The organism is Phormidium tenue FACHB-1052 (assembly GCF_014696675.1).
In the GTDB taxonomy this organism is placed as follows: Bacteria; Cyanobacteriota; Cyanobacteriia; order Phormidesmidales; family Phormidesmidaceae; genus Nodosilinea; species Nodosilinea tenuis_A.
Genome location: NZ_JACJQN010000002.1, coordinates 296,287 through 321,006 on the forward strand (window position 1 = coordinate 296,287; position 24,720 = coordinate 321,006).

Here is a 24,720-nt window from a genome sequence, read left to right on the forward strand (position 1 = left end):
CACTCAACTGGCATAGCTTCCTGGGCGCTGGGCGCTGGGCAATTTAGCCACCGATCGCACACTTACATAGACAAATCTATCTAGATTCAATTGACTGAGATAGTCCTGGAGCGATTGAAGCACTGGTCAACTTGTTTGGCAGCCTGCACAGCTTTACATAGACAAATCTATATAGTTTTAATCGAGTTAATCATCGTTGACCGACCTTGAAGCAGGGGCTAGATCGCTGGCTCAAAGGCAGATGATTTGGACGCACTAACTTTTAGATTTGCTTAAAAGTTTTGCGGTTTCATCGCGGTATAAAAAAACCATAAAGTGGGCACACTCAAAAGACGCAATCGCGCTCTTTGAACCCCTAAAAATACGGATTAAAACCTTTGAAAACTAGCATTCCACAATTAATTTTAGGTATGTACCTAGGTATTTTCTAGGATCTCAGCCGTGAAGTAAATGTCTCTAGACAACTAAAGCCTCAAACTTTGAGGGCGCACTAGACAGTTCATTTCGTTATTTTTTTTTTGCGGCAAGCCTTGCGACTACAACCCAGCCAGGTTCTCCCATTGGGCTCTGATGGCGTTGCAGTAGTGATACCCGTCTATTTCAACTCCATCTGCCTTGACTCTGTGCCCTAGGGGCAGCAAAGTTCAAGCTATATGGCCTTTTTAGGTTTCTTAGCTCCCTCACCTCTGAGTTTATGCAGCGATTTTTTCCATCCTGGGTCAACACCAGCCTGGGTATCCGCTTGGGCATTGCCTTTAGCAGCATCACGCTTTTGTTGTCGGCTGTTTTGGGCGGCGTGGCTGGTAGGCAGGCGGAGGATCAAATCGAGCGCGACATGGGCGATAGACTGGCCCTGATGGCTGACCAGCTGGCAGAAGAATTAGACCGCAGCCTGTTTGAGCGCTACCGCGAGATTCAAATCATTGCCGAGTTCAAGCTGGTGGGAAAGCTGGCCCAGCCCACGGTCGAGCGGCAGACCTTGCTTGAACGGCTCCAGAGCACTTACCCCGACTATACGTGGATTGGCTTTGCCGACGACCAGGGTGTCGTGCAAGTTAGCACCCAGGACTTGCTAGAGGGGGTGAGCGTAGCTGAGCGCGACTGGTTTGTTGCGGCTAAAAATGAACCCTTTGTGGGCGATGTGCACGATGCCAAATTGCTGAGCAAACTGCTGCCCCCCAAGGCCGATGGAGCCCCGCTGCGCCTGCTGGATGTGGCCGCGCCTGTCTATAGCGATCGCGGAGAACTCTACGGCGTTTTAGGGGCTCACATCACCTGGGAATGGGTAGAAGAGGTGGCGGCCTCGCTAATGCAGGAGCCCACTGCCAGCAACCAGGCGGTTTTTATTGTTGATGCTGCGGGCAAGGTTATTCTTGGCCCTGAGGCCTGGCAGGGTCAGCAGCTCGCTCTAGAAAGCCTGCGTCTGGCCCAGAGCCAGTCCAAGGGGTCTACCGTCGAGCGCTGGCCCGATGGTCAGCGCTACCTGGTGGGGTTTGTCAGCAGCCAGGGGCATAGCAGCTACCCCGGCCTGGGCTGGACGATTTTAGTGCATGAGCCGGTAGCTACCGCGTTTAGCCCAGCTCGCGCCCTGTTTTGGCAAATTTTGCTGGGGGGGCTGGGCCTCGGCAGTGGGTTTGTGGTGGTGGGTTGGCTCGCGGCCTACCGCATCACCAAGCCCCTGCTGCAAATTGCCGCTGCCGCCGATCAAATTCGCGACGGCAACCGCGATGTGCCGCTGCCTCGGGTCAAGGGCCACAACGAGGTCTCTCGGCTCACGGAGGCATTTACCCAGCTAATCGCCAACTTGTTTGCCCAGGAAACGGCGCTGCGCACGAGTAACTCACAGCTCAGGCAGCAGCTTCAGGCCAAACGGCTCATGGGGCGATCGCTAAAACGTAGCCACGAACAGCTGCGGCAGATTGTCGATGGCATCGAAGACTCGCTGCTGCTGCGCGAGGTCAGCACGGGCAAGCTGATTTACTCCAATAATCGGTTTGCCGATCTCTACCAAGATGTTGTGGCCGACAACTCTTCCCCTGGGGCCTGGCTTCAGTATGTGCACCCTGACGATCGCGCCTGGGTGGCTGAGAAGTTTGAGGACGAACTTCAGGGCAAAGACTTTTTCAACGATGAATACCGGTTTGTGGGAGCCGATGGCCACACCCGCTGGATTTGGAATCGCTCGTTTCCGATTCGTGATGAGCAGGGTGAGGTTTACCGCTACGTCGTCATTGAGCGAGATATTACGGAGATCAAGCAGGCCGCCGACGCCCTGCAACAGCTGATGGCGGGCACGGCGGCGGTCACCGGGGAGGCATTTTTTCAACAGTTGGTAAGGCATTTGGCCTCGGCCCTAGATGCCGACTGCGTCTATGTGGCAGAAAGCCACACCGATGGGATGCACACCCTAGCCTTTTGGTGTGAGGGCGAACTCCAGCCCAATATCACGATCGCCTCTACGGAGATGCCCTGTGCCCTGGTGCTCAACCAGGGTTTTCATCGCTGCCCTGACCAGGTTGCCGAGTCGTTCCCCTCTAACCCCTTTTTGCAGCGTCTGGGGCTTAAGGGCTATGTCGGGGTGACGATGACCAGCGCCGGGGGCGATGTGCTGGGTCTACTCTGCGTGATGAGCAAGCGGCCCCTGCGCGATCGCATTGACTACGCCACCATTCTGCAAATTTTTGCCAACCGGGCCGCCGCTGAGCTAGAGCGTCAGCAGGCCAGAGCGGCCTTGCAACAGAGTGAGGCCCGCTTTCGACTGCTGGCCGAGAATGTGAAAGATTTAGTCTGTCTGCACGACCTGACAGGCAAATTTCTCTACCTGAGCCCCTCTTGCACAGCGCTCCTGGGGTTTGAGCCCGAAGAACTGGTGGGCAGCGACCCTTACCGCCAGTGCCACCCCGAAGATCGCCCCCTGATTCGGCCCCAGTTTCAGCAGGCCCTTCAAGATCCAGCCTCTGGCTCAATCACCTATCGGGTGCGCTGCAAAAACAGACGCTACATCTGGCTCGAAACGCTGATCAAGGTGATTTACTCCGACGAGGGATTGCCCACCTACCTGCAAACCAGCTCGCGCGACGTTACCGACCAAGTGCGGATGCTGCATCAGATGGAGCACGACGCCACCCATGACTGCCTGACCGGGTTGCCCAACCGCAGCCTGCTGCTGGAGCGGTTGAATCTAGCCATCAAGCGGATTCATCAGTACGATGACGCGCAGTTTGCGGTGCTGCTGATCGATCTCGATCGCTTCAAGGTGATCAACGATAGCCTGGGGCATCAGGTGGGCGATCGCCTGCTCCAGCTCATTGCCAAGCGGCTGCAGGCGGCCATTGGCGGCGTTGATCTGGCGGCCCGCCTGGGCGGCGACGAATTTGTGCTGCTGATTGAAGACATCGACAATCTGGCGACGGCGGTGCGCACCGCCGAGCGCGTGTTAGGCAGTTTTCAAACGGCGATCTCACTGGCCAGCCAAGAGGTCGTCATGGGGGCCAGCATTGGCATTGTGCTGGGCGATCGCAGCTACAGCGAGGGCATCGATATGCTGCGCGATGCCGAGATTGCCATGTACTCTGCTAAGCAAACGGGCCAGTTGGGCTATGCGATTTTTAACCAAACCATGCATCAAAAGGCATTGCAGCGCCTAGAACTGGAAAACGCCCTGCGCCTGGCGATCGCCCAGCAGGAATTGACTCTGCGCTACCAGCCCATCGTCGATTTGGCCACGGGCGGTCTGGTGGGCTTTGAGGCCCTGGTGCGCTGGCAACATCCGGTGCAAGGCATGATCTCCCCTGTCGAGTTCATCCCCATTGCCGAAGATACCGGGCTGATCGTGCCCCTCGGCACCTGGGTGCTCAAGACCGCCTGTCAGCAGTTGGCCACTTGGCAGAGGCAGTTCCCTGAGGCAGCAGCTCTCAAAATGAGCGTTAACCTCTCAGTGATTCAGCTCAAAGAAGCCAACCTGGTGGATCTAGTGGAGCAGATTTTGGCTGAAACCAGTTTGCCGGGCCACTGCCTCGCCCTCGAAATTACCGAGAGCATGTTTATGGAAGATATTGAAGTCATCAACCAGCGGCTCCAGCAGCTCAACCAGCGGGCCATTCAGATCAGCATTGACGACTTTGGTACCGGGTTTTCGTCCCTCAGCTATTTGCACCGGCTCTCAGTCAACAACCTCAAAATCGATCGGTCGTTTGTCAGCAACCTGTCTGAAAGTCATCGCAACCTCAGCATGGCGCGAACAATTATCAATCTGTCTCAGCAGCTCGGCCTGACCACCATCGCCGAAGGCATTGAAACCCCAGAACAACTTCAACAGCTGCGATCGCTAGGCTGCCAACTGGGCCAGGGGTATCTGTTTAATGCCCCGGTCACGCCAGCGGTAGCCGAAACCCTTTTAGCCGAGCTAACCGAGGTGGAGGCGGCCCAAGCTTAGGGATACCAGGATTTAAGGTTTAAGGCCGACCTCAGACCTTACTCCCTACACCGTACGCCTTCAACCCTCAACTCCACCCCATCACCATTGCCCTAGCCGCCTACTGGGGCTCGCGCTGGCTCTGGATAGCCGCATTGATTTGGTCAAAGATTTCCTCAAACAGCGGCAAGGGCGCACCGCCCGGAATTAGCAGGTCATTCATGATGAAAGAGGGCGTGCCCTGGAGCTGAAGCTGCTCAGCCAGGGCTAGGTCTTGCTCAATGGCGGCAGTGGCCTCGGCGCTGGTGCGATCGCGATTGAACTGTTCCATATCGAGCTGCATGGCCTCGGCTAGCTCAACATAGAGGTCTTCGCCCAGGCGATTTTGGTTCACAAACAAACCGTCGTGGTAAAGCCAAAACTGCCCTTGCTGCCCCGCCGCCCAGGCCGCCTTGGCCGACGGCATCGCCTCGGGGTGAATCTGGGTGAGGGGAAAATGCTTGTAGACGTAGAGAATTTCATCCTCGTGCTGGCCCACAAACTCTTTCATGTTGCCTGCCGCCACGGCACAGTAGGGGCACTCAAAGTCAGAGAACTTAAACAACACAATCGGCGCGTTGGGGTTGCCCTTGGTAGGCGAGGAGCCGAGTAAACTGGCGCGATCGCTTGAGGTGATCACCTCGGTGACAATTGCCTGGTGGGCCTCAGGGTTAGGGGGCGGGCTGGCCTGGTTGCGCCGAGGCAAGAAAATCAGCATTGGCACCGCTATTCCCACCAGCAGAGCGGCAACAATGCCCCACCGCAGCAGTTTGGATGCGCGCAGTCGCGCCAAGACCTGATCCATGGGCTTCCTTTTCCGTGCTAGGACTACCCCCCATCATGCCGTTCTGGGGGTAGCCTAGCCAGCTTTTTCTCAGAGCAACGTTGCCTACCGGCAAGACAGCGGCCCAGCGGGTGGAGTGCCCTAATCAGTGCGTCGCCAGACGATGGTTTGCAGGCGGCGCTTAGCTCGCGAAGCCCGCTGGCGCAGGGCAGCGTCACTGGCCAGTGGCTGTCCCTCAGCAGCCAGCCACTGACTGATTTGATCCCACGACCAGCCGCGCACGGTGCGTAGATAGAGCAGACAGGTGGCCGTGGGGTCTTCTTGGTAGAGCAGATGCAAGGCTTGATAGAGCAGGTCTAACTCTTCAATCAGCATCTGCTGCTGCATCAGGTTGAGGCGATAGTCAGGCAAAATCGCCTCGATCACCTGGGGGTCAGTGGCGCTGGCGCGATGCTGGCGCTTGCGTTCATAGATCACGTGGACGGCCGTAGCCTTGAGCCAGGCGTAGGGGTTGCGAATTACTTCTCCGGTCTGGAGCTTTTTCTTGCCGCGCAGGTAGGCCTCGTGGAGGATCTCGTGGGCCTCGAACTGGGCCTCTAGGTGGTACTGCTGAAGGGTTCTCTGAATGGCGCTGAGCAGGGTATAAGCATGGGCATTGTCTTTGCTGAGAATTTCACTCAGTGCTTGATCGAACACATCTTGGGCTGGAGCATCAGCGGGTGGGCGGAACTCATTAAAACCACTAGTGTCGTCAGGTTGGCTCATATTCCCTAGGCATTAGGTGCGGCATCACTCACTTTTTAGTGATATCAATGGCTCCACTGTGACATTCCCAATTTCGGAAACTAGCGCTCAAAGTTTTTTAGAGAATTCTGGCAAAAAGTTTTGGATTGGCCTGTCACAAGCGGCGGCCTGAGGTCACTAATACACTAGTGCGGCAAACCCTAAACCCCGTTGGCCCCGGCTAATTCAGGTTCAGTTTGGGGCTTTGCCTGGGTTTGACGGCTTGGCAGCTAGCGGGCGTAAGCCTGTGGCATTCTGCTCTGCGATGGTCGTTGGCATAGCCGCCCCAGAGGGGCTAGACCGGCCCCCTAGGGCCATTGCAGCGGCACCACAGCAGCGGCAGCTAGCCAAGCTCGGTTGTCTATTTTGCTTTCCCTCCGGAGGCACGCGAGGAGTCATGAACACGGAACACGCGACGGCACCCCTAGACTATCCTTCTATGGCAGGCGCTCCCGGCTCCGCCGTAGTCGATCTACTCACTGCCCGAGACCATGCCCCGCTCGACGCCCTCAGGCGGGGCCTAGAGCAGCACCGCCAGACGCTGGTTGACTACTGCACTCTGGCCCTTCAGCCCCGGCTGTCTGACGCTGATGAGGCTCGCTTGGGCACTATTTTAGACCGGGCCGTCGATGACCCGCTGCTCAGCTTTTGGCTCGACGAGGCCGATGTCTGGGTAGGCGAACACCTCAACCTCATGCCCGATGATGTGCTGCGACAGCAGCAGCACCGGCTCCAGCGCACCCTGGGTCACACCTGGGTCGATAGCTTGTGGAACGATTTGCAGCACCGCACCAAAGCCCTTCAGGCCTACCTCAAGCGGGTGGGGGTCTACAGCGGGGCGATCGACGGCATTATGGGGCCTACCACCCAGCGCGCGATCGAATCCCTCAAGACGGTGTACCCCGACGGTCTGCCCCTGGGGTATTTATAAAGCAGACATGTTGCAGGAATCGGTGCTGTGGGCCAGCGAGTGGGTCGACGGCGGTGTTTGTGCTCGAGCACCCCGGCACCTACGAGCTGCACTGTACGATCGCAGATCATGCCGAAGCAGTCGTGGTCGGGCAGCTTGAAGTCGCTCCAAAACCAGCGCAACCTTCCCAAGGTTAACCTTCAATTCAAGCCCAGAAGCACAGAAAGAGCCGTGCTTTAATGAACTAAGCCGTTAGGTGGCAGCGCGATCGCCCCAGGGGGCCACTCCTCGACCATCGCCGCCCCTCGCCGCCCCAGGGACATCGCTTCTGTGCTCCCCCTCAACCGTTAGTGGAGATGACCTTTCAAACCCCTTCGGGTGCAACCACTCTCTCCCGTCGCCTCAGCATCCAGGCCGCCCTCGACCAGGTAGTATCCCGAGAGGCCCACCGCAACGAACTTCAGCTGTCCTACGTGCGCATGGGGGTGTTGCTGATTTCCCTGCTGCTCGACGTGGCCGTATTTTTGTTTCCCCAGTTGCTGTTAGGCAAAGACCATGTGCCGCCCACGGTGATGATCATTAGCCTCTGCGCCAACCTGTTTGCCCTCGGGCTGGTGGTCATTTTGCGCCAGGGCCTGTCAATGGAGGCCCTGCAGCGCTGGCAGGTGATCATTCCCATCTTCGACAACCTGCTGCTGTGGGCCTTTATCACCAACATTTGGCGGGTGTTGGGGGCTAGCCAACCGCTGATTTTGACCAACGTGGTAGCGTTTTGCAGCCTGGTGGCTGTATCGGGAGGACTGCGCCTGAGCCGCCGCGCCGCGCTGCTCACCTCCTTGCTGGCTCTGGCTAACTTTGGCTACGCGGCGGTGCTGTTTAAGCTCAACCTGGCCCTGGCTCTGTTTGCCGGCATTACGGTGTTTGGCACCGGCTATTTAGGCATGCGCATGGCGGTCATCGTGCGCCGCCATGTCAAGAACGAGTCGGGTCGCCTACTGATGGCGCAGTTTTTGCCCAAAACCATTGTCGAAGCTGCCTTTGAGTCGCCCTTAGAACTGCTGCAACAGTCCCAAAAGCGCGACGTTACTGTGGTGGTGACCGATCTGCGCGAGTTTACCCACTTTTCAGAGGCCCTAGAACCCCAGACGGTCCTGGATTTTCTCAATCGCTATCAGGGGTTGTTGGCCACGATTGTGGAGCATCACGGGGGCTGGGTGGACAAGTTTATGGGCGACGGCATGCTGGCGGTCTTTGGTGCCCCTGACCCGCTCGAAAACCACGCCCGCAGCGCCCTGACCGCCGCCGCCGCCATGGTGCGGGAGGTGACGCAAATTTCGCCTTTGGCCATGGGAGTTGGGGTGCACTCTGGCCCGGTGGTCGCGGGCTGCCTGGGCACTAGCGGTCGCCTTGAGTTTACGGTGATTGGCGATACGGTCAACGTGGCCGCCCGGCTCGAAGCTTTAACGAAAACCTTGGGGTATGGGGTGCTGGTGAGCAATGCCACCCGACAGCGGGCCGATTCTTGGCCTTTACAATCGGTAGGTGTGCACCCTATTCGAGGGCGGGCCCAGGAGCTTGAGCTGTTTACCTTCGCTTAAAACTCTCGTGTAGAAATCGGCGCTAACCGGGAGCTTATGCCCTCAGGTAGAGGTTGTTGGCATAGTATTGTGGCATTCCTAAGGTTAGATCGCTGAGCCTTTTGCTACCTTGGTTACGTTTTGTAAAACGCCGCAAAAATTTCATAGGAAGTGCCCTGCCAAGAGTGTTGAACCCGCAATGCCCCCGGATTTTCCCGACGACTCCTTCGCTATTCTGGCTGTAGACGATTCTCCGGACAATTTGTTCCTGATCGAATCAATTCTGGATGACCCTGACTACCGCATGACCTGTGTAGAGAGCGGTCAGGCGGCTTTGGATGTAGTACGGCAGGTGCCTCCCCCGGATCTGATTTTGCTCGACGTCATGATGCCGGGCCTGGATGGCTATGCGGTGACCCAAAAGATTCGCGACGATACGAGCCTGCCCTACATTCCCATTTTGCTGATTACGGCCCACGATCAGTCGAGTCTGGTGCAGGGGCTTGACGCGGGGGCAGATGACTTCATCCGCAAGCCCGTAGATGTCAATGAGCTGCGGGCCAGGGTGCGATCGCTGTTACGGCTCAAGCGCAGCATGGATGCTCAGGCCGATATGATTCGCCAGCGAGACGACTTTGTGGCCCGCCTCACCCACGACCTGCGCACTCCGCTAGTGGCCGCCAATCGTATGCTCAAGCTGTGCCAAGACGATGCCTTTGGCCCCATGCCTGACGACGGTAAAGCGGCGATCGCTACCATTATTGACAGCAACCGCCACCTGCTCAGCATGGTTAACACGCTGCTTGAGGTCTACCGCCATGAGGCCGGGCACAAGGCGCTGACCCTATCACCCGTCAATCTTTTCAACCTGGCCGAAACGGTAGTCACTGAGCTGGCCCCCATTGCCGCCGAGAAGTCGCTCACGGCGATGCTGTGTCGGGCTGACCAGGTAGAGACTCCGCGCACCGCTGTTTCTGCTGCTACTTTCAACGGTGCTGCCACCCTAGGGGGGGTTACTCGGGGCAATGCGCTGCTGAACGACGATGCTTTTACCGTAGAGGGCGACCATCTAGAGCTGCGTCGGGTGATCACCAACCTGATCGGCAACGCGATTAAGTTTACCGATGTTGGCCACGTCTCCGTTACGGTGGGCACTGAGCCGCACCTGCCGCCCGAGGTTGAGGCGACTGGCTACCCTCGCGATCGCCCCTGGGTATGGCTGTCTGTAGCCGATACCGGTATCGGCATTCCCGTCGCCGAGCAGACTAGGGTTTTTGAGTGGTTTCGCCAGGGCAACCATGCGCGGGCGGGCCATGGTTTGGGTTTGCACCTGTCCCAGCGGATCGCAAAGCTTCACAACGGTACTATTTTCCTGTCGTCTGAAGCTGGCCAGGGCAGTTGCTTTACGCTCTATTTACCCCAGCTCGGGAGCACAGAGTTAGGGAATTCTGCGGTTTCCTAGGGGTTGGCCTCATCTGGGTTAGCTAGGATGGAATTACCCTTCCACCAACTGACAGCGACACTATGCGCATCGGGCTCCCCAAGGAAATCAAAGACCAGGAATTTCGCGTGGGGTTGACCCCAGCGGCGGTGCAGAGCTTGGTTCAGCAGGGGCACTCGGTGGTAGTGCAAACCGGGGCTGGAGCTGGGTCGGGCTTTGCGGATAGCGACTATCATGCAGCCGGAGCCACACTGGTGGCCGATGCGGCCACCGCCTGGAGCCAGGACATGGTGGTGAAGGTCAAGGAGCCCCAGCCTTCGGAGTACGGCTTTTTTCGCCGTGACCTGATTTTGTTTACCTATCTGCATTTGGCCGCTGAGCGATCGCTCACCGAAGCGCTGATGGCTAGTGGCATTGAGGCGATCGCCTACGAAACCGTCACCGCCGCCGACGGCAGGCTCCCCCTACTCACCCCCATGAGCGTGATCGCCGGACGGCTATCGGTGCAGTTTGGGGCTCGCTACCTGGAGCGCCAGCAGGGAGGGCGAGGGGTGCTTTTGGGCGGCATCCCTGGAGTGGCCCCTGGCACCGTAGTGATTTTGGGTGGCGGTGTGGTCGGTACCGAGGCCGCCAAGATGGCTGTGGGGCTGGGGGCCAGGGTGCAAATCATCGATCTCAACGTCGAGCGGCTGGCCTACCTCGAAACCCTGTTTGGTTCCCGCGTTGAGCTGCTCTACAGCAGTTCTGCCCAAATCGCTGCCTCCGTACCCCAGGCCGACCTGCTGATTGGCGCGGTGCTGGTGCCCGGTCGCAAGGCTCCCACCCTGGTGTCGAAGGCGCTGGTAGCCACCATGCGCCCCGGTTCAGTCATTATCGACGTTGCCGTGGATCAGGGGGGCTGCATCGAAACCCTGCGCCCCACCTCCCACAGCCAGCCCACCTACGTGGAGCAGGGGGTAGTGCATTTTGGGGTGCCCAATATGCCCGGTGCCGTGCCCTGGACGGCCACCCAGGCCCTAAACAATGCCACCCTGCCTTACGTGCTCAAACTGGCGCGCCACGGGCTAGATGCGCTCGCCATTGACAGCGGATTGCAGGGCGGTCTAAACGTTTCAGCCGGAAAACTGATTCACCCAGCTGTGCGCGATGTTTTTCCCGATCTAGCGACTCAATCGGCGGCCCCTCTGGCGGCTATTTAGCGACTGATCCACGGTATTCATCCTCACATTGACGGCTGCCCAGGGAGGGGGATGGCGGCCCACCTGAATTAATTTACGATCGCACTGCCGTGGGCGCGAGGATCATCATTCACAGCGCTCTGCCGCGACAGGAAATCGCCCTCTACCTCTGAAACGCGGCCAAAGGTTTGCTGGTGGGGTAGAGGAGCCTGGGCAATCAGCGCGTCGAGGTTGTCGCTGAGAATCTGCCGGGGCTGTTCGCCAACAGCGGTGGCAATGGGGTGGGCGTCGGCCCCCATATAGACAAAGTGGGGAATGCCCTCAACGCGGTAGGCCAGCATTTCGGGCAGCCACTTGTTGTTGTCGATGTTGAGCATGACAAAGTTGACGCGATCGCCGTACCCATCCCGCAGCTCGGCCATGTCACCCGCCATCGCCTGGCAGCTAGTGCACCAGTTGGCGTAAAACTCTAGCAGCGTGGGCTTGCCGTTGGTTTGGGCCACCTCGTAGGGCACGGCATTGGCGGCCAGTTCGCTCAACGAAGGCGTGGTCGATTGGGTGCGAATTCCTAAGACCATGGCGATCGCCAGCCCAATGGCCGCGATCGCGACTACCAGATTGCGGGCGCGGCTGGTCGGAAGTTCTGTAGGGCTAGGAGAAGGGTCTGACATAGGACGACGGCAGTCTCAAAATCGGATGAAGGCGGGACACCCTAGCTCTCCGGTTAGGATAGAGGTAGGCCATTAGTATTTAGTGTAAAAGAATCGGGGTGTAGAGGCGGCCATGAAAAAACGGGTCAAGCTAATTTTCCCCAAGCGGTCGGTGCACATGCCCATTACCTACCGACTGGCCAAAGACTTCAATATTGCCGCCAACATTATTCGCGCCCAGGTGGCCCCCAACCAGGTGGGCACCCTGGTGGTTGAGCTGTCGGGCGACATCGACCAGCTCAATGACGCTATCGATTGGCTAGAGGTGCAGGGCATTGAGGTGTCGAGCGCTAGCGGCGAAATTGTCGTGGACGAAGACCTCTGCGTGCACTGCGGTCTGTGTACCGGCGTCTGCCCCACCCGCGCTCTCACCCTCGACCCAGAGACCTATCGGCTGACCTTTGCGCGATCGCGCTGCATTGTCTGCGAGCAGTGCGTGCCCACCTGCCCGGTGCAGGCTATTTCTACCAATCTTTAGCCGTTCCCCGTGAGGCGATCGCCATGAGACCCAGCCGCTCCCTATCTACCGTGCTCCAGAGCCACTGGCTCTCATGGACGCTTTTGATCATGGCCTACGCTACCTACGGTGGTTTTTTGCACCACGGCGAGACATCTCCTGGAGGCTGGGCTGTGAGCGCTCTGCTAGCAATTTGGGGGGCCTGGGCAATTACCCTGGGCTGGCCCAAAATGAGGCAGCTCCTGCTACTGGGTTTTCAGTCTGATCTGGGCTATTTCGTCATGGCGCTCACCACCGCCTCGCTAGCAGTGGCTGCCGTCAGCCAGTTTCAAAGGTTTGCCTACTTCGTCATGCTCATCGCCGTATCGCTGCTGGCTCGGGTCGACAATTTGATCGCTGGGTACAAAGACACGGTCGCCTTTGTTTGGCTGTCAATCCTGGCGCTCCTAGGACTGGCATTGAGCTGGCTCCCTGTCCTGTTGCGATCGGCCACAATCCATGGTGCGCACCTCTAAGCTCTCAACCATATAAATGTGTCGGCTTACCCCAATCTCAGCCCTCCAGAATCGTAATGGTGTCCACCGCCTCGGTGCCCCATCGCTGTGTAGGATGGTTAACAGCTCCTTGCCAACTGCATACAATTGCGCTTGCTGGACAGACGCTGCTCAGTTAACCGGGCGCGCAAACAAGGCTGGGGAGCCATAGTTCTTTTGACGCTAGTTAGGGGGTTTAAGGTATGACGATGGCCACCACGCAATCAATTCCGGCTTTTTGCGAAGGCATTCAGCACTTTGGGGAGCTGCCCCCCGAGTTTGCGGCCTATGGTCAGTCTGCGGCGATCGCCCCCGAGCAAACCGCCGTCTCGTCTCCCAGCGACCCGACTGCCGTCTACCAAACCCTGCTGGCTGCCGATGCGCTGCGCTACCTCACCCTGCAAGTGACCGCCAGCAAAGAGTCGGGTCACCCCGGCGGGTTTGCCAGCATTGCTGAGGCGATCGCATCTCTGGTCATGCTGGGCCACAAAAACATCATTACCGAGGTCGGCCACCACGCCCCCGGCTTCTACAGCAATGTGTTTTTGGATCGATCGCTAGAGGATATGGGAATTGAGACCGTGCAGCAGTTGTGCGATCGCTTCCGCGAAACCCACGGTCTGCTCGGCCACCTGTCTGGCCAAATCCCCGGATTGCTCAACCCCGCCGGGCCGCTGGGCCAGGGCCAGCACTTCGCCATGGTCGGGGCCAAACTGCACCCCGGCGTCCTGTTCCCCGTCACCATCGGCGACGGCGGCCTGGGCGAACCCTACATCATGAGCAGCTTTGGCCACTTCAACACCGCCTACCCCACCGTCACCAACTTCTTGCCCATCCTAGTGTGGAATGGCTACAGCCAGGAACACCACAGCATGGTCTCTACCAAGTCCAACCAGGCCATGGTGGATTACTGGCGCGGCAACGGCTTCCAGGAGGTAGTCCTCGTCGATGCCAAAGACTTTGACGACGCCGACCAGCCCGGCGATTACGTAGATAGCACCGCATTCTCCTTTCCCCAGCGGTTTGCCTTTACCCAGGCCGTGCTCGAAGCCACTGACAAAGCGGCTAAGCTCGCCCTAGGTGGCACCCTCAGTGTGCTGATCGTCAAGCAACTCAAGGGGGCCGGTGTCCACAAGCGCGGCGCTCAGTCTCACAATCTCTACCCCGGCGACTCCCTCCAGCGCGACTACATCGTCAGCGCCCTCACTACCCGCGCCCTCCACCCCGACGCCTGGGCGCTGGTGCGCACCAACTATGAGCGCTCCATGGGCGGCCCCGGGGCCAAAACAGCGGTCACAGAATCGGTGCTGCCCCTGGCCGACCTGGGCAACCTACCCTTGAACGAATTCCCCGTGGAGGGCGACAAGCAGGTGGCCACCACCGCCATGGGAGCCCTGGTGGGCTACGTGGGCCAGCAAGACGCCCAGTTTGTAGTTACTAACGCCGACGGCAATGCCGCCTCTGGCCTCAACAACATCAACCAGGCGCTCAAAATCATTCACCCCACCACCGACGCCACCTACTCCCAGCAACCCCAGGGCCAGGTGTACGAACCCCTCAGTGAAGACGCTTGCGCCGGGCTCGCCGCCGCCCAGGCTCTCTTTGGCGCTCGCACCCTCTGGTGCTCCTACGAATCTTTTGCGATCAATGGCCTGCCCATCTGGCAGACTGTCACCCAAGCAATGGCTGAACTGCGCCGCCCGACCCCGTCTACGATCGCCCTATTTACCGCCGGAGCATTAGAACAGGGCCGCAACGGCTGGACTCACCAGCGCCCTGAGGTGGAGAACTACTTCGCGGGCATGCTGCGCAACGGCAACGTGTACGCGCTCTTTCCCACCGACGCCAACGGCATTCAGGTGTGCTACGACTGGGCGCTGGCCACCCGCAACAAAGGCATCACGATCACGGCCAGCAAGTCGCCGCTGCCCGTTCGCACCACCTTTGAGCAGACCCGCCGCGCCCTAGCCGAGGGAGCGGTAGCCTTGGCCAGCATCGCTGGCGATAAAACCGTCGTGTTTGCCGTAATTGGCGATATGACCCTGATACCTGTCTTTGAAGCGGCTGAACAGTTAGCGGTTAAGGGCATTGGCAGCCGCATTGTGTCAGTGGTCAACCCCCGTCAGCTCTATCGCCCTACCGACGTGGCTTGGGATATGTGCTCTGAACCGGACAGCAGTTTCTTGGACGACGCTGGGTTCGAGCGGCTGTTTGGTGGCGACGTGCTGATTGGGGTAACGGGGGGTTCAAGCGCCATGCTCGAACCCATCATGTTGCGCAGTACCGCTCCCCGCGACACCTTCTGCTGGAGACGGGGCGAAACCACCGCCAGCGCTGGCCAGATTATGGCGCTAAACGGCCTTACCGCCGATGAGTTTGTGGCCAGGGCCACGGCGCTGCTGGGCTAAGGTCAGCTCCCAATTGTCTCTACAGCCACAGCGGCCCTAAAGACAAAAATAGCCGATGGCTGAGCAGAGTCGAAGCCATCGGCTATTTTGCAGCCTGCTAGTTCCTACTCTCAGTTGGACATTCCACGGTAGTTAAGAGTCTTACTCTCCAGCAGCAGGCTCTGAATCTTGGGCGCGAATGTAGTTGAGCACTTCGGTAGAGGGAAAGAGCCGCACCTGTTGAAGTTGCGCGTCAAGTTCAGGGTCGCTGTTGCTGGTCATAGTAGCGAGCAACCACTCCAGCGAAAGCACTTGTACCACAATATCGTCGGCGGCTTCGGCATTGGACTCACTGTAGCGATCGAGCAGCGTTTGCAGGTCGTTGCGCGAGAAAAACATCGGCAGCGAGGCCTGACCATCCTGGTTGATGGTCAGATAAGGCCCGTCTGCACCCTGGCGGGCTATGAATAACGGCACCCCTTGAAAATTGGACTGGAGGGCGATCGCGGTATCCAGCTCATCGCCAATGGGAAGATACAGCAGCGGCACCTTCTCTTCATCGCCAAGGACTGTCTCCTGGTACAACGTCCCGAGATCCACCAGAGCCACCTCAGCGCTGGGATCTTCTTCTTGGGCACGGGTCAAAAATTCTTCAGCCGCCTCGCCATCAATAAAGACTACGGGCACCTTAACCTCCTGGTCGTCGACCTCGGCAGCAGCGGTGAGAGGCTGACCGTCAGAGTTTAAAATTACAAAGACCGGCACCTGCTCAAGTTTGTCCACAATGGCCTCTTCACCTAAAGCGGAGGCGGGCAGAGGCATCGCCAGACTCCCTCCCAGCAAGCTGCCGCTAACTAGAGTCATCAGAGGAAGAGGCCGTAAAAGGGAGGAAAAGAGGTGTTTCATAGGGTATTTCTTCGTAGCGTAACGGCAAAGAAGCGGGCGGATGATTGTCAACATCCTGACTATAAATACTACAAACCAACAATATGTTTTATGGCTCCCTGTGACAGTCCTACTATCTGCCTAAGGCAAGCCACTATACTCAAAATCGGGATGACAGGATTTGAACCTGCGACATCCTGCTCCCAAAGCAGGCGCGCTACCAAGCTGCGCTACATCCCGTAGACCAACATGCTCACCAGTATAGCCTGCTTTTTTGCCGCTACAGCATGGCTCATGCTTAGATGAACATTCCTCATCAATACAGGTCTCCTATGGCTAGCCCAGCCTATCCCCTTGAGCAACTGCCTGGCTTGAGCGCCACCCATGCCCAGGGAATGGCTCGGCTGGGCTTAACCAGCACCGACCAACTCCGCCGCTATGGGGCCACCATAGACCATCGCCAAACCCTGGCCAAGAAGATACAGGTACCCCTGCGCTATGTCACTAAGTGGGTTATTTTGGCAGAATTGGCTCGGGTGCCAGCTGTGGGTTGTGAGTTTAACGGGCTGCTGCTGCACGCTGGCATTATCTCGGTGGCGCAGCTCGCTGATGCTACGGCCCAAGGGCTTTATACCCGGCTGCGTCGGCTGCACGTGGCCACCCTACAACGCAACGACCTGTGCCCTACCCCTGACCAAGTCAGTCTCTGGATTCAACAGGCCAAAGTCCTTGCGCGCTCAGCCTAAGTCTTGGCCCTAATCTGGGTACCAAAACATGCCCTTGATGCCTTCAGGGTCGGGCATAAAGCCTAGCCCTTTATAAAACTCAACCACTTGCGGGTCAGCAAATAACGTCACGTTGCTGATGTCTTCGCTGCGCAGTTTTTTGATTAGCTGGCGCATGAGCTCTTTGCCTAGACCACGCCCTTGAAAGTCGGGATGCACGACCACATCCCAAATTGTGGCGTTGAAGGCATGGTCGGAGGTAGCGCGAGAAAAGCCGACTAAGCGGCGGCGGGCACCGCGCTGCTCCCACATGGTGACAACCAGATAGCTGTGCTGAATGGCTTTTTTAACTTTGCGAATGGGACGGCGAGCCCAGCCCACGGCGTTGCACAACTCTTCAAGTTCGTAGAGGTCAAGGTCGCGATCGGTGCTAAACACGATAGTTGACCCTTCACCCTGCTCGGGCAGAGCGTCTAAGACACTACCTGCCGACTTTGTTTCCCCAGACGCAGCGCCATCAGATCCGACAAAAAGACTTTTCCAAAAACCCATGCAGGCCCTGTCTGATAATGAAGTGGCACAACGTTCAGCAGTATAAGTTAAGCACCTCAATAGCGCGGCACATTGGCTACGGCTAAGGGTTAGACTTAAATGCCTGACGACCGTTTCTCATAGTATATCCCCATAAAATCCCTATGCTTCTGGCAACCCTGGAGATTTATGTGGGCTGCTGAAAAGGCTTTGTCTTGGGAAACGGGCGGGCGATCGCAGCCCCAGCTTTGAATGCACCCTCTAATTCCTTTGGGTTTTGGGTGTCTGATGCCTCTGCCCCAGCACTTAGGAGGTTCCCCCGACGACAACGGCGGCCAAAAGCGTTAGGACGGGGATAGATTCTTGCTTTTGCTAGGGTTTCCTGATGCGGCAAATGCTAACGTTACCTCCATGGAGTTCCATCCTTCCCACCATGGCCGCTGGCTTAAACCCCTCAACGGTTGAGCTGTTAAAGCGCTTCAACCGAGCTTTCCCCCAGTTTTATGAGCAGTTTGTCAGCAGCGAGATTCAGCTGCAAAACTTGCGCTTGGCCTATCAGCTCTACAAGCAGCGCAAGGCTGTGCTCGACATTAAGCCCGAGGGCAACAAAAGCGCGCTGCACTTTGTCTATCGCAACCAGTCATTTTTGCTGAGCGATATTTTTGGGGTGCTGGCGGCCTACGGGCTGACCATTCACAATCTCAGTCTCTATGGGCAGATCTACCCACCTATGCTGGTGTTTATTAAGTTAGTCGTGTCGCGGGGGGGCAAAGCCCTCAGCCCTAAGACGACTGACAATGTCTGCCGCGCTATTCAAGAAACTCTGGCAGGGCATTTTGAAGTAGAAGAAATGCTGACAGTGGAGTTTAACCTCAACGCTGGGCTTGAACGGGTAGAGACAGAATTTTATGTGGATCCGGTTTTTCATCTGCCGGCGCTATTGATTGAAGCCGATAACCAGCCAGGACTTTTTTACAAGGTGATGTACGCCATCTGGCAAGAAGATTTGCTGGTGGTCAACGCTAACTTACTGGTGTGGCGGGGGCGTACCCGACTCATTCTTTACTTACTTGGGCCTAACGAGAGCCTGATTCCAGACTACTTGGGGCAAAAAATTGCTGAGGGCATGCGCTACCGCCTAATGAGCTAGGGTACGATGGTCGTAGCCCAGCCTCTGAGGCCATGACCCTATGGCCATCACCACAGTCCTTGGTGTACCCCACTACTACCACCTCACCAACGAGGGTAAAGCCCCGCCTCTAGTTTTTATTCATGGCTGGTTGCTCAGCCATCGGTATTGGCAACCGCTAATTGATGGGCTGAGTATCGATTACTCCTGCCTGGCCTACGACCTGCGGGGATTTGGCGAATCTCGCCACGACCTTGAGCATTACGATCCAGGCATTCCTGCCGCTGCCCAAAGTTGGGGAGCGTCGGCATCGCCCTACGGCTTGGGAGCCTATGCCCGTGACTTGGCGGCGCTGCTAGAGCAGCTCAACCTGGGTCCGGTGTGGCTAGTGGGCCATTCTCTTGGCGGTAGCGTGGCGCTGTGGATGGCCCACTGCTACCCTCATCTGGTGCAGGGAGTGGTCTGTCTAAATGCGGGCGGTGGTCTTTATCTAGACCGAGAGTTCCAGCAGTTTCGCCAGGCGGGGCAGTACATTGTGGGCTGGCGACGACCTTGGTTAGGTCGGTTGCCGCTGTTGCCTCTACTGCTCACTCGCATGATGGTGCACCAGCCGTTGGCCTACCACTGGGGCCGCGATCGCTGCCTCGACCTGCTCCAGGCAGACCCCGCCGCCGCCCTGGGCACCCTATTAGAATCAACCACCGAAGCCGAAGTGCACCTGCTGCCCCGGCTAGTGGCCACGCTTAAGCAGCCGGTGTACTTTATTGCGGGCCGTCAAGACCAGGTGATGAATCTGCGCTACGTGCATCACCTCGCGGGCTATCTCCAGGGCGCTCATCAGGGAAAACTCCCTGTCATTGAGATTGAAAACTGTGGCCATTTGGCTATGCTAGAGCAGCCTCAAATGGTCGCCCAAGCTCTGCAAAGTATTCTCAAAAATTCCTTGCTTCAGACTCAAACGAGCCGATAGCACTGGGAGAAGTGGTCGGTTTTGCCAGGATCAGCGTGAAACGATTTGCATGAGCCACGACAGTTTTTAAAGCTTAGATACAAAACAAAAGAGATGCCGACGACTGGCCGTGTTTCGTCTCGGCATCTCTTCTGGTTCGCTCCTCACACATTCATACTATAGGCTCATCTTAGGGAAATGTCACCCCCCAAAACCCAGATAAACGAACAGTTTTTCTTATAGGAATTTCCGAAGTAAAGCTACTTAGTGGGCGATCGCCTTATCACGCGACCTATTAGCTGGCTACAGAGCTTTAGAGAGATAGCAAACTGAGCTCAACTGGCTAAGCTGTCTAATAATAAAGATTAAAGGAAAGGATCCAAAGAATGTCGCCGATTAGCTAAAGGCGCTACGGGAAATTACGGGATCTCTGTATTAGTATTGGATGGTTTACGTAACCTTCACGATGACAAATTTACAAGAGTCTGAAACAAGTCAGGTTTGCTGCTGCCGTAGGACTGTTTGAACTGGAGGAAGCGTTTAAATCCGAAAACCCATGCCCGTTGTGACGAGGTCAGTCGAAGCGGCTGACAACCCGCCTGTCCCCAATGGAGTGGTAGTCTACCCAGTGAGTGCTGCTGACATTACTCACTCGTCCTGAGCGATCGCACCTACCCCTTGCCCCATGGTCACGGTCTGTACCGTTTAGCCCAGCTATTGCTATGCAATCATCTCCTCGCTCCGACAATGCCCGACCGTTCTTGACCTGGCAGCGCATTACCGACTGGGCCCATGCCCACTATAGGGCTAGAACTTTTAACAAAGACGAGCGCATTCCCGCTCGGTCTGGGCTGCTATATCTGGTTGAGCGGGGCTCCGTGCGCCTGGTAGGCAGCGCCCAGGGGGCAGAGGCGGCCCCCGAGTTGGCTGACCCAGAACTAGATGAATCCGGCGATGACGACACCTCTAACGGATTAGCGGTCGGGCTAAGTGAAGAGGCATTTTTAGGATTTGTCGGAGCCGGTCAGCCCTTTGAGATTGTGGCTCAGTCGCCCTTTCTACTACAGAGCTTTGCCCACGTCGATCAAACCACCGTAATCTGGCTATATTGGAGCGATCTCGAAAATTGGCCCCACTTTCGGCGTGAGGTCCTCGACGCCTTTCGCTACCAGCACCAGCGCAAGCTGCTGTGGTTGAGTACCCTAGGCCAGCGGCGCACGATTGATCGCCTGCTCGGCTTTCTCACCCTGCTAATCGAAGAATTTGGCGAGCCCTACGAGTCTGGCTACTACCTGCCCTGGTCCCTCACCCACGCCCAGATTGGCAGCGCCATTGGGTCCACTCGGGTAACAGTGACCCGTCTGATGGGCAAGCTGCGCCAGCGCAAGCTGATTCACATTCACAAAGATGGCTTGATTGCGATTCCGGGCGACCCAGCAGCAGTCCGGGAGGCATAGGCAGGTTAGACTCGTACAGAAAGCTTCTAAGGGCTGAGGTTAAGCGGTTCTGGCGGTGGAGCGGTGGGCTTGGCACCGTTCTTGTCGGCCCCAGATTTCTCCGCGCCTATGGGTTTAAAGTTTAGGGGTAGGTTGGTGAACTGGGGCAAAATCTCGGCGGTAAAAGCGGCGGCGGCCTTAGAACGATAGCGGTTGGGGTTGAAGATGACTGACAGGGTGCGGTTGACCACCACTGAATCGATCTTAGCCCGGTGCAAAACCCCCATCTGCAACTCTTTCTCGATCGCCGAGTTAGACACAAAAGCCACTCCCAACCCTGACTGCACAGCAGTTTTAATCGCCTCAATGGAGTTGAGCTCCATCTCGATTTTGAGACGGCGGGTTTCGATGCCGCAGCGGGTCAGCACCTGGTCGATCACCTTACGAATGGTCGACTGCGAATCAAGGGCGATGAAGTGTAGCTTGTAGAGGTCTTCCCGCTGAATTACCGCCTGACTGGCCAGCGGATGATACATCGGCATGATCAGTGCGAGTTCATCCTCGGCGTAGGGCACTCTTTCTAAAGAGTCCTGTAGTTCGGGAGGCAGTTCGCCACCGATGATTGCCAGGTCAACCTGACCGTTGGCCACACTCCAGGCGGTGCGGCGGGTGGAGTGCACATGCAGCTGCACCGCCACATCGGCGTACTTTTGGCGAAACAGGCCAATCATGCGGGGTAGCAAGTAAGTGCCGGTAGTTTGGCTGGCACCGATGATCAAGGTGCCCCCCTGCAGGTTTTGCAGATCCTCAATGGCGCGGCAGGTCTCTTGACACAAGCTCAGGATGCGATCGCCGTAGCTCAGCAGCAAATGCCCGGCCTCAGTGAGCTGCGCCCGTCGTCCACCCCGATCAAACAGCGGCACATCTAGCTGGCGCTCTAGGTTTTGCACCTGAAGGCTGACCGCTGGCTGAGACACGTATAAGCTGTCTGCCGCTCGTTTGAAGCTGCCCTCCGCTGCAATAGCTTTGAGAATACGCAGCTGATCGAGGGTAAAGGGAAGGTCAGACATGGGCATTAACCCTAACGTACGATAATCCTGGGCTGCCAACAAACCATGATAGTAATACAGGCTACTCCCCGTGGTGCCACCGCACCACCCCTGGGTAAACTAATGACCCAAGCCCATGCCTTTTAAGGCCGGTGCTAAATTAAGTCTGCCATCCCTAGATTACTTGGTTCGGGACACTCAACACCAAAATTTAGAGCGAGACCCTAAGGATTTATGAAACGTCAGGTGATCCAGAATGTCCTGAATTTGCCCGGCATCTCTGGGATGGCGCTCATTGACGGACGCAACCGCCCATTCTTCTTTGGGCCAGACATCAGCCTCAACTCCCATCAGCAGGATGCCCTCGCCCAGGGTATTCAGCAGGTGGTCGAAACCACTCCCACCCATTTCGACACGTTTACCTTTCGCTTTGCTAATCAGCTGGCCCATATCTACAAGCTCGATCAAGGCCTAATTTTGCTGGTGCTGATTACCGACCAAATGCCCCTAGCCGACTATCGTACGGCCATTAGTCAGCTCAAGGCCACCCTGGTAGAAGCTCCCCACAATGCAGTGCCGACTTTTCGGCTGTTGGCTGGCTGCGTCACCCTCGGCGGGGCTAGCACGGTCTCCGGGGTTGCAGCCCCGCCGCTGGAGCCTGCAACCCCCAAACGGGGTACCCTAACTCCAAACTGCCAGGAGGTCATTGCGGCCCTCAACCACCTCAGCGATGGCGCTACCCAATATCTGGGAAAAACCATGGTGATCAATACTTGGAAGCAATCGCGCCCAGCTCACTCCTGGCTAGAGCAGTTTGAAATTCAAAAGGATGGCCACTTTACTGTTGCTGCCGATGGTCAAGCGCCGCTGACAGCCGAACAACACCAGTGGATGAAAGACTGGGTGACAGCCTTTTTGGGTCGCGGCGGCAGAACTATCCGTAATTTTCAAACCCTGGCTACTGGTCAAACCCTTACCCCTCAGGAGCAGGGGATTTTGCTGGAGTCCCCCAGCGGCTAGCTGGGCGAGGCTGAATCGGTTCCCGTGGTTGCCGCTATGCTCTTGAGCTATGACCAGGCTCTTTCCTCTATTCTTTAACCCCCGTTGTACCCATGGCCAAAACTGTTCGCCTAGAGCCTATTGCCCAAGAAACCTCCGTTGAAACCAACGGCAACCTGCTTTCGGTGCTTCTAAACAAAGATTTAGATGTACTCAAGGAGTGCGGTGGCCGAGGGATGTGCGCTACCTGCCATATCTACGTGCAGTCGGGCATGGAGGCCTTGACCCCGATCAACCGCCGCGAGCAGCGTACCCTAGAGGTCATCACCTCCTGTAAGCCCAATTCGCGGTTGGCCTGCCAGGCCCGAGTGGTGAACAACGGTGTCATCGTCGAGCTGCCACCGGGGATGTACGTCAATTCGCTCCAAGACATTGAGGCGCTGATTGGCCGCCGGGCTGACCAAGATCTGCTGCACCCCATTACCGGTGAGGTGCTGGTGGAGCAGGGCAAGCTGATTACGCGATCGACAATGGCCCAGCTCGAGAGCAGCGCTAGCTTTAAGGTGGGCGAATTCTTTAGCCAGAGCAAAGATTTGTAGGCTTGAGCCTGTGGGCTGAGGGGCAATGCCGAACCCCAGAAAACATCTGTTATGGTAGGGCAATGCCGTAGTTGAGTTTTATACCAACCCCCTATGGACCCTGCCCCTCCCCTGAGTGCTCGCCATGAGCAGGTGCTTCAGGCCACCATTCGTCACTACATTGCCACAGCAGAGCCGGTCGGGTCACGGGCCTTAGCCCAGGAATATAACTTGCGGGTGAGCCCAGCTACGGTGCGCAACACCATGGGCTTGCTCGAGAAATATGGACTGCTCTATCAGCCCCATACCTCGTCAGGGCGAGTGCCCTCTGATTTTGGCTATCGACTCTACGTCGACCGGCTGATGTCGCCGTCGGCTCGGGTGGGTCGCCGGGTTGATGCGGCATTGTCAGAAGAGTTGCGCTGGATGGGCCGTAGCCTGGAGTCGCTGCTGAAGGAGGCCACCCAGATTTTGGCTCAGATCAGTGGCTACCTGGCGCTGGTGACCGTACCCCAGGCTAATACTGTACTCATTCGCCACATTCAGCTGGTGGCAGTAGACGGAGGGCAGGTGCTAATGGTGGTGCTGCTTGACTCGCTGGCCACCCAATCGGTGGTGGTGCAGCTGCCCGCTGTCCTGGGTGCGGCCACATCGGGGGCGGTCGGAGAGCCCGGTCGGCGGGATCTGGAAATTTTGTCTAACTTTTTGACCCATCACCTGCGGGGGCGGCCCCTGGCCGATGTGACTACGCTCAACTGGGGCGATCTCGATGCCGAATTTGAGCACTACGGCGTGCTGTTGTGTCAGGCGCTAGGGCATTTGGCGCAGCGATCGCAGGCAGCCGAAACCCCCCAGCTGGTGATCAGCGGCCTAGCGGAGGTGCTGCGCCAGCCCGAGTTCTCCGATGCCCAGCGCATTCAGTCGATCGTGCGTCTGCTAGAAGAAGACCAGTCGCAGCTATGGCCATTATTTTTTGCCACCCCGCCCGTGGCGACTCAGACGCTGAAGGGCGTAGACGTTAAAGTGTGGATTGGCGCTGAAAACCCCTTAGAGCCGATGCAGGGCTGCGCCCTGGTAGTGTCTAACTACACCCGCCACGATACTTCTGTCGGTAGTGTGGGGGTTTTGGGGCCAACCCGGATGGTTTACGAGAATGCGGTAGCGGTGGTCAAGGCGGCAGCCGATTACCTATCTACTGCTCTTAGCGAGTGAGGTATCCCTGGGAG

General features: G+C 57.4%; 21 protein-coding genes and 1 tRNA gene. 15 read left to right on the plus strand and 7 right to left on the minus strand.

What is annotated here, in order from left to right:
- Window positions 1-694 precede the first annotated feature (694 nt).
- Window positions 695-4,435 carry an EAL domain-containing protein gene (locus H6G07_RS05245; RefSeq protein WP_073607226.1) on the plus strand — a complete coding sequence of 1,247 codons (3,741 nt, stop codon included), beginning with the start codon at window positions 695-697 and terminating at the stop codon, window positions 4,433-4,435.
- Window positions 4,436-4,535: 100 nt separating this feature from the next.
- Here the strand turns inward: H6G07_RS05245 and H6G07_RS05250 are convergent, their stop codons facing one another.
- Window positions 4,536-5,258 carry a DsbA family protein gene (locus tag H6G07_RS05250; RefSeq protein ID WP_073607225.1) on the minus strand — a complete coding sequence of 241 codons (723 nt, stop codon included), beginning with the start codon at window positions 5,256-5,258 and terminating at the stop codon, window positions 4,536-4,538.
- A gap of 120 nt (window positions 5,259-5,378) precedes the next feature.
- The gene (locus H6G07_RS05255) at window positions 5,379-6,002 is read right to left on the minus strand and encodes an RNA polymerase sigma factor (protein WP_073607224.1); all 624 of its coding nucleotides are present in this window, start codon (window positions 6,000-6,002) and stop codon (window positions 5,379-5,381) included.
- Between the two features lie 415 nt (window positions 6,003-6,417).
- On the opposite strand from H6G07_RS05255, the gene H6G07_RS05260 reads away from it, so the two are divergent.
- From H6G07_RS05260 to ald, 4 genes are all read left to right on the plus strand, one after another.
- Window positions 6,418-6,951: a peptidoglycan-binding domain-containing protein gene (locus H6G07_RS05260; RefSeq protein ID WP_171972959.1), complete on the plus strand. Its 534-nt coding sequence runs from the start codon at window positions 6,418-6,420 to the stop codon at window positions 6,949-6,951.
- A gap of 335 nt (window positions 6,952-7,286) precedes the next feature.
- Window positions 7,287-8,528 (plus strand): adenylate/guanylate cyclase domain-containing protein, encoded by a 1,242-nt coding sequence (locus H6G07_RS05265; protein ID WP_073607222.1) that lies wholly within the window; start codon window positions 7,287-7,289, stop codon window positions 8,526-8,528.
- A 178-nt stretch (window positions 8,529-8,706) separates the two neighbouring features.
- The gene (locus tag H6G07_RS05270) at window positions 8,707-9,969 is read left to right on the plus strand and encodes an ATP-binding response regulator (protein WP_073607221.1); all 1,263 of its coding nucleotides are present in this window, start codon (window positions 8,707-8,709) and stop codon (window positions 9,967-9,969) included.
- A gap of 62 nt (window positions 9,970-10,031) precedes the next feature.
- Entirely contained in the window at window positions 10,032-11,147 is a 1,116-nt protein-coding gene (ald, locus tag H6G07_RS05275; RefSeq protein WP_073607220.1) for an alanine dehydrogenase, read from the plus strand.
- 68 nt (window positions 11,148-11,215) lie between these two features.
- Here ald and H6G07_RS05280 read toward each other — a convergent pair whose 3' ends face one another.
- Window positions 11,216-11,797 (minus strand): thioredoxin family protein, encoded by a 582-nt coding sequence (locus H6G07_RS05280; protein ID WP_073607219.1) that lies wholly within the window; start codon window positions 11,795-11,797, stop codon window positions 11,216-11,218.
- Window positions 11,798-11,909: 112 nt separating this feature from the next.
- Here H6G07_RS05280 and H6G07_RS05285 point away from each other — a divergent pair, with 112 nt between their 5' ends.
- The 3 genes from H6G07_RS05285 to H6G07_RS05295 all read left to right on the plus strand — a co-directional run bounded on the left by H6G07_RS05285 (window position 11,910) and on the right by H6G07_RS05295 (window position 15,234).
- On the plus strand, window positions 11,910-12,314 hold the full coding sequence (locus tag H6G07_RS05285; RefSeq protein WP_073607218.1) for an NIL domain-containing protein: 405 nt from the start codon (window positions 11,910-11,912) through the stop codon (window positions 12,312-12,314).
- A 23-nt stretch (window positions 12,315-12,337) separates the two neighbouring features.
- The gene (locus tag H6G07_RS05290) at window positions 12,338-12,808 is read left to right on the plus strand and encodes a hypothetical protein (protein ID WP_139296925.1); all 471 of its coding nucleotides are present in this window, start codon (window positions 12,338-12,340) and stop codon (window positions 12,806-12,808) included.
- A gap of 221 nt (window positions 12,809-13,029) precedes the next feature.
- Window positions 13,030-15,234: a phosphoketolase family protein gene (locus H6G07_RS05295; protein ID WP_073607216.1), complete on the plus strand. Its 2,205-nt coding sequence runs from the start codon at window positions 13,030-13,032 to the stop codon at window positions 15,232-15,234.
- Between the two features lie 141 nt (window positions 15,235-15,375).
- Here the strand turns inward: H6G07_RS05295 and H6G07_RS05300 are convergent, their stop codons facing one another.
- Window positions 15,376-16,077 (minus strand): Tic22 family protein, encoded by a 702-nt coding sequence (locus tag H6G07_RS05300; RefSeq protein ID WP_073607215.1) that lies wholly within the window; start codon window positions 16,075-16,077, stop codon window positions 15,376-15,378.
- A 187-nt stretch (window positions 16,078-16,264) separates the two neighbouring features.
- Window positions 16,265-16,338 (minus strand) — tRNA-Pro (locus H6G07_RS05305).
- Window positions 16,339-16,430: 92 nt separating this feature from the next.
- Between H6G07_RS05305 and H6G07_RS05310 the strand changes: the two genes are divergently transcribed.
- Complete coding sequence (locus H6G07_RS05310; RefSeq protein WP_084172887.1) at window positions 16,431-16,844, plus strand: DUF4332 domain-containing protein; 414 nt, start codon at window positions 16,431-16,433, stop codon at window positions 16,842-16,844.
- A 9-nt stretch (window positions 16,845-16,853) separates the two neighbouring features.
- Here the strand turns inward: H6G07_RS05310 and H6G07_RS05315 are convergent, their stop codons facing one another.
- The gene (locus tag H6G07_RS05315; RefSeq protein ID WP_073607213.1) at window positions 16,854-17,375 is read right to left on the minus strand and encodes a GNAT family N-acetyltransferase; all 522 of its coding nucleotides are present in this window, start codon (window positions 17,373-17,375) and stop codon (window positions 16,854-16,856) included.
- A 412-nt stretch (window positions 17,376-17,787) separates the two neighbouring features.
- Between H6G07_RS05315 and H6G07_RS05320 the strand changes: the two genes are divergently transcribed.
- From H6G07_RS05320 to H6G07_RS05330, 3 genes are all read left to right on the plus strand, one after another.
- Entirely contained in the window at window positions 17,788-18,504 is a 717-nt protein-coding gene (locus H6G07_RS05320) for an ACT domain-containing protein (RefSeq protein ID WP_073607212.1), read from the plus strand.
- A 40-nt stretch (window positions 18,505-18,544) separates the two neighbouring features.
- On the plus strand, window positions 18,545-19,453 hold the full coding sequence (locus H6G07_RS05325; protein WP_073607211.1) for an alpha/beta fold hydrolase: 909 nt from the start codon (window positions 18,545-18,547) through the stop codon (window positions 19,451-19,453).
- Window positions 19,454-20,154: 701 nt separating this feature from the next.
- Window positions 20,155-20,889: a Crp/Fnr family transcriptional regulator gene (locus tag H6G07_RS05330; RefSeq protein WP_073607210.1), complete on the plus strand. Its 735-nt coding sequence runs from the start codon at window positions 20,155-20,157 to the stop codon at window positions 20,887-20,889.
- 26 nt (window positions 20,890-20,915) lie between these two features.
- Here the strand turns inward: H6G07_RS05330 and H6G07_RS05335 are convergent, their stop codons facing one another.
- Window positions 20,916-21,938, minus strand: a complete 1,023-nt coding sequence (locus H6G07_RS05335; RefSeq protein ID WP_073607209.1) for a LysR family transcriptional regulator — start codon at window positions 21,936-21,938, stop codon at window positions 20,916-20,918.
- Between the two features lie 213 nt (window positions 21,939-22,151).
- Between H6G07_RS05335 and H6G07_RS05340 the strand changes: the two genes are divergently transcribed.
- The 3 genes from H6G07_RS05340 (at window position 22,152) to hrcA (ending at window position 24,706) form a co-directional block, all read left to right on the plus strand.
- Window positions 22,152-22,937, plus strand: a complete 786-nt coding sequence (locus tag H6G07_RS05340; RefSeq protein WP_073607208.1) for a hypothetical protein — start codon at window positions 22,152-22,154, stop codon at window positions 22,935-22,937.
- Between the two features lie 92 nt (window positions 22,938-23,029).
- Window positions 23,030-23,515, plus strand: a complete 486-nt coding sequence (locus H6G07_RS05345; RefSeq protein WP_073607207.1) for a 2Fe-2S iron-sulfur cluster-binding protein — start codon at window positions 23,030-23,032, stop codon at window positions 23,513-23,515.
- 93 nt (window positions 23,516-23,608) lie between these two features.
- A complete protein-coding gene (gene hrcA, locus H6G07_RS05350) occupies window positions 23,609-24,706 on the plus strand; it encodes a heat-inducible transcriptional repressor HrcA (protein WP_073607206.1) in 1,098 nt (365 codons plus the stop codon).
- The last annotated feature ends 14 nt before the right edge of the window (window positions 24,707-24,720 follow it).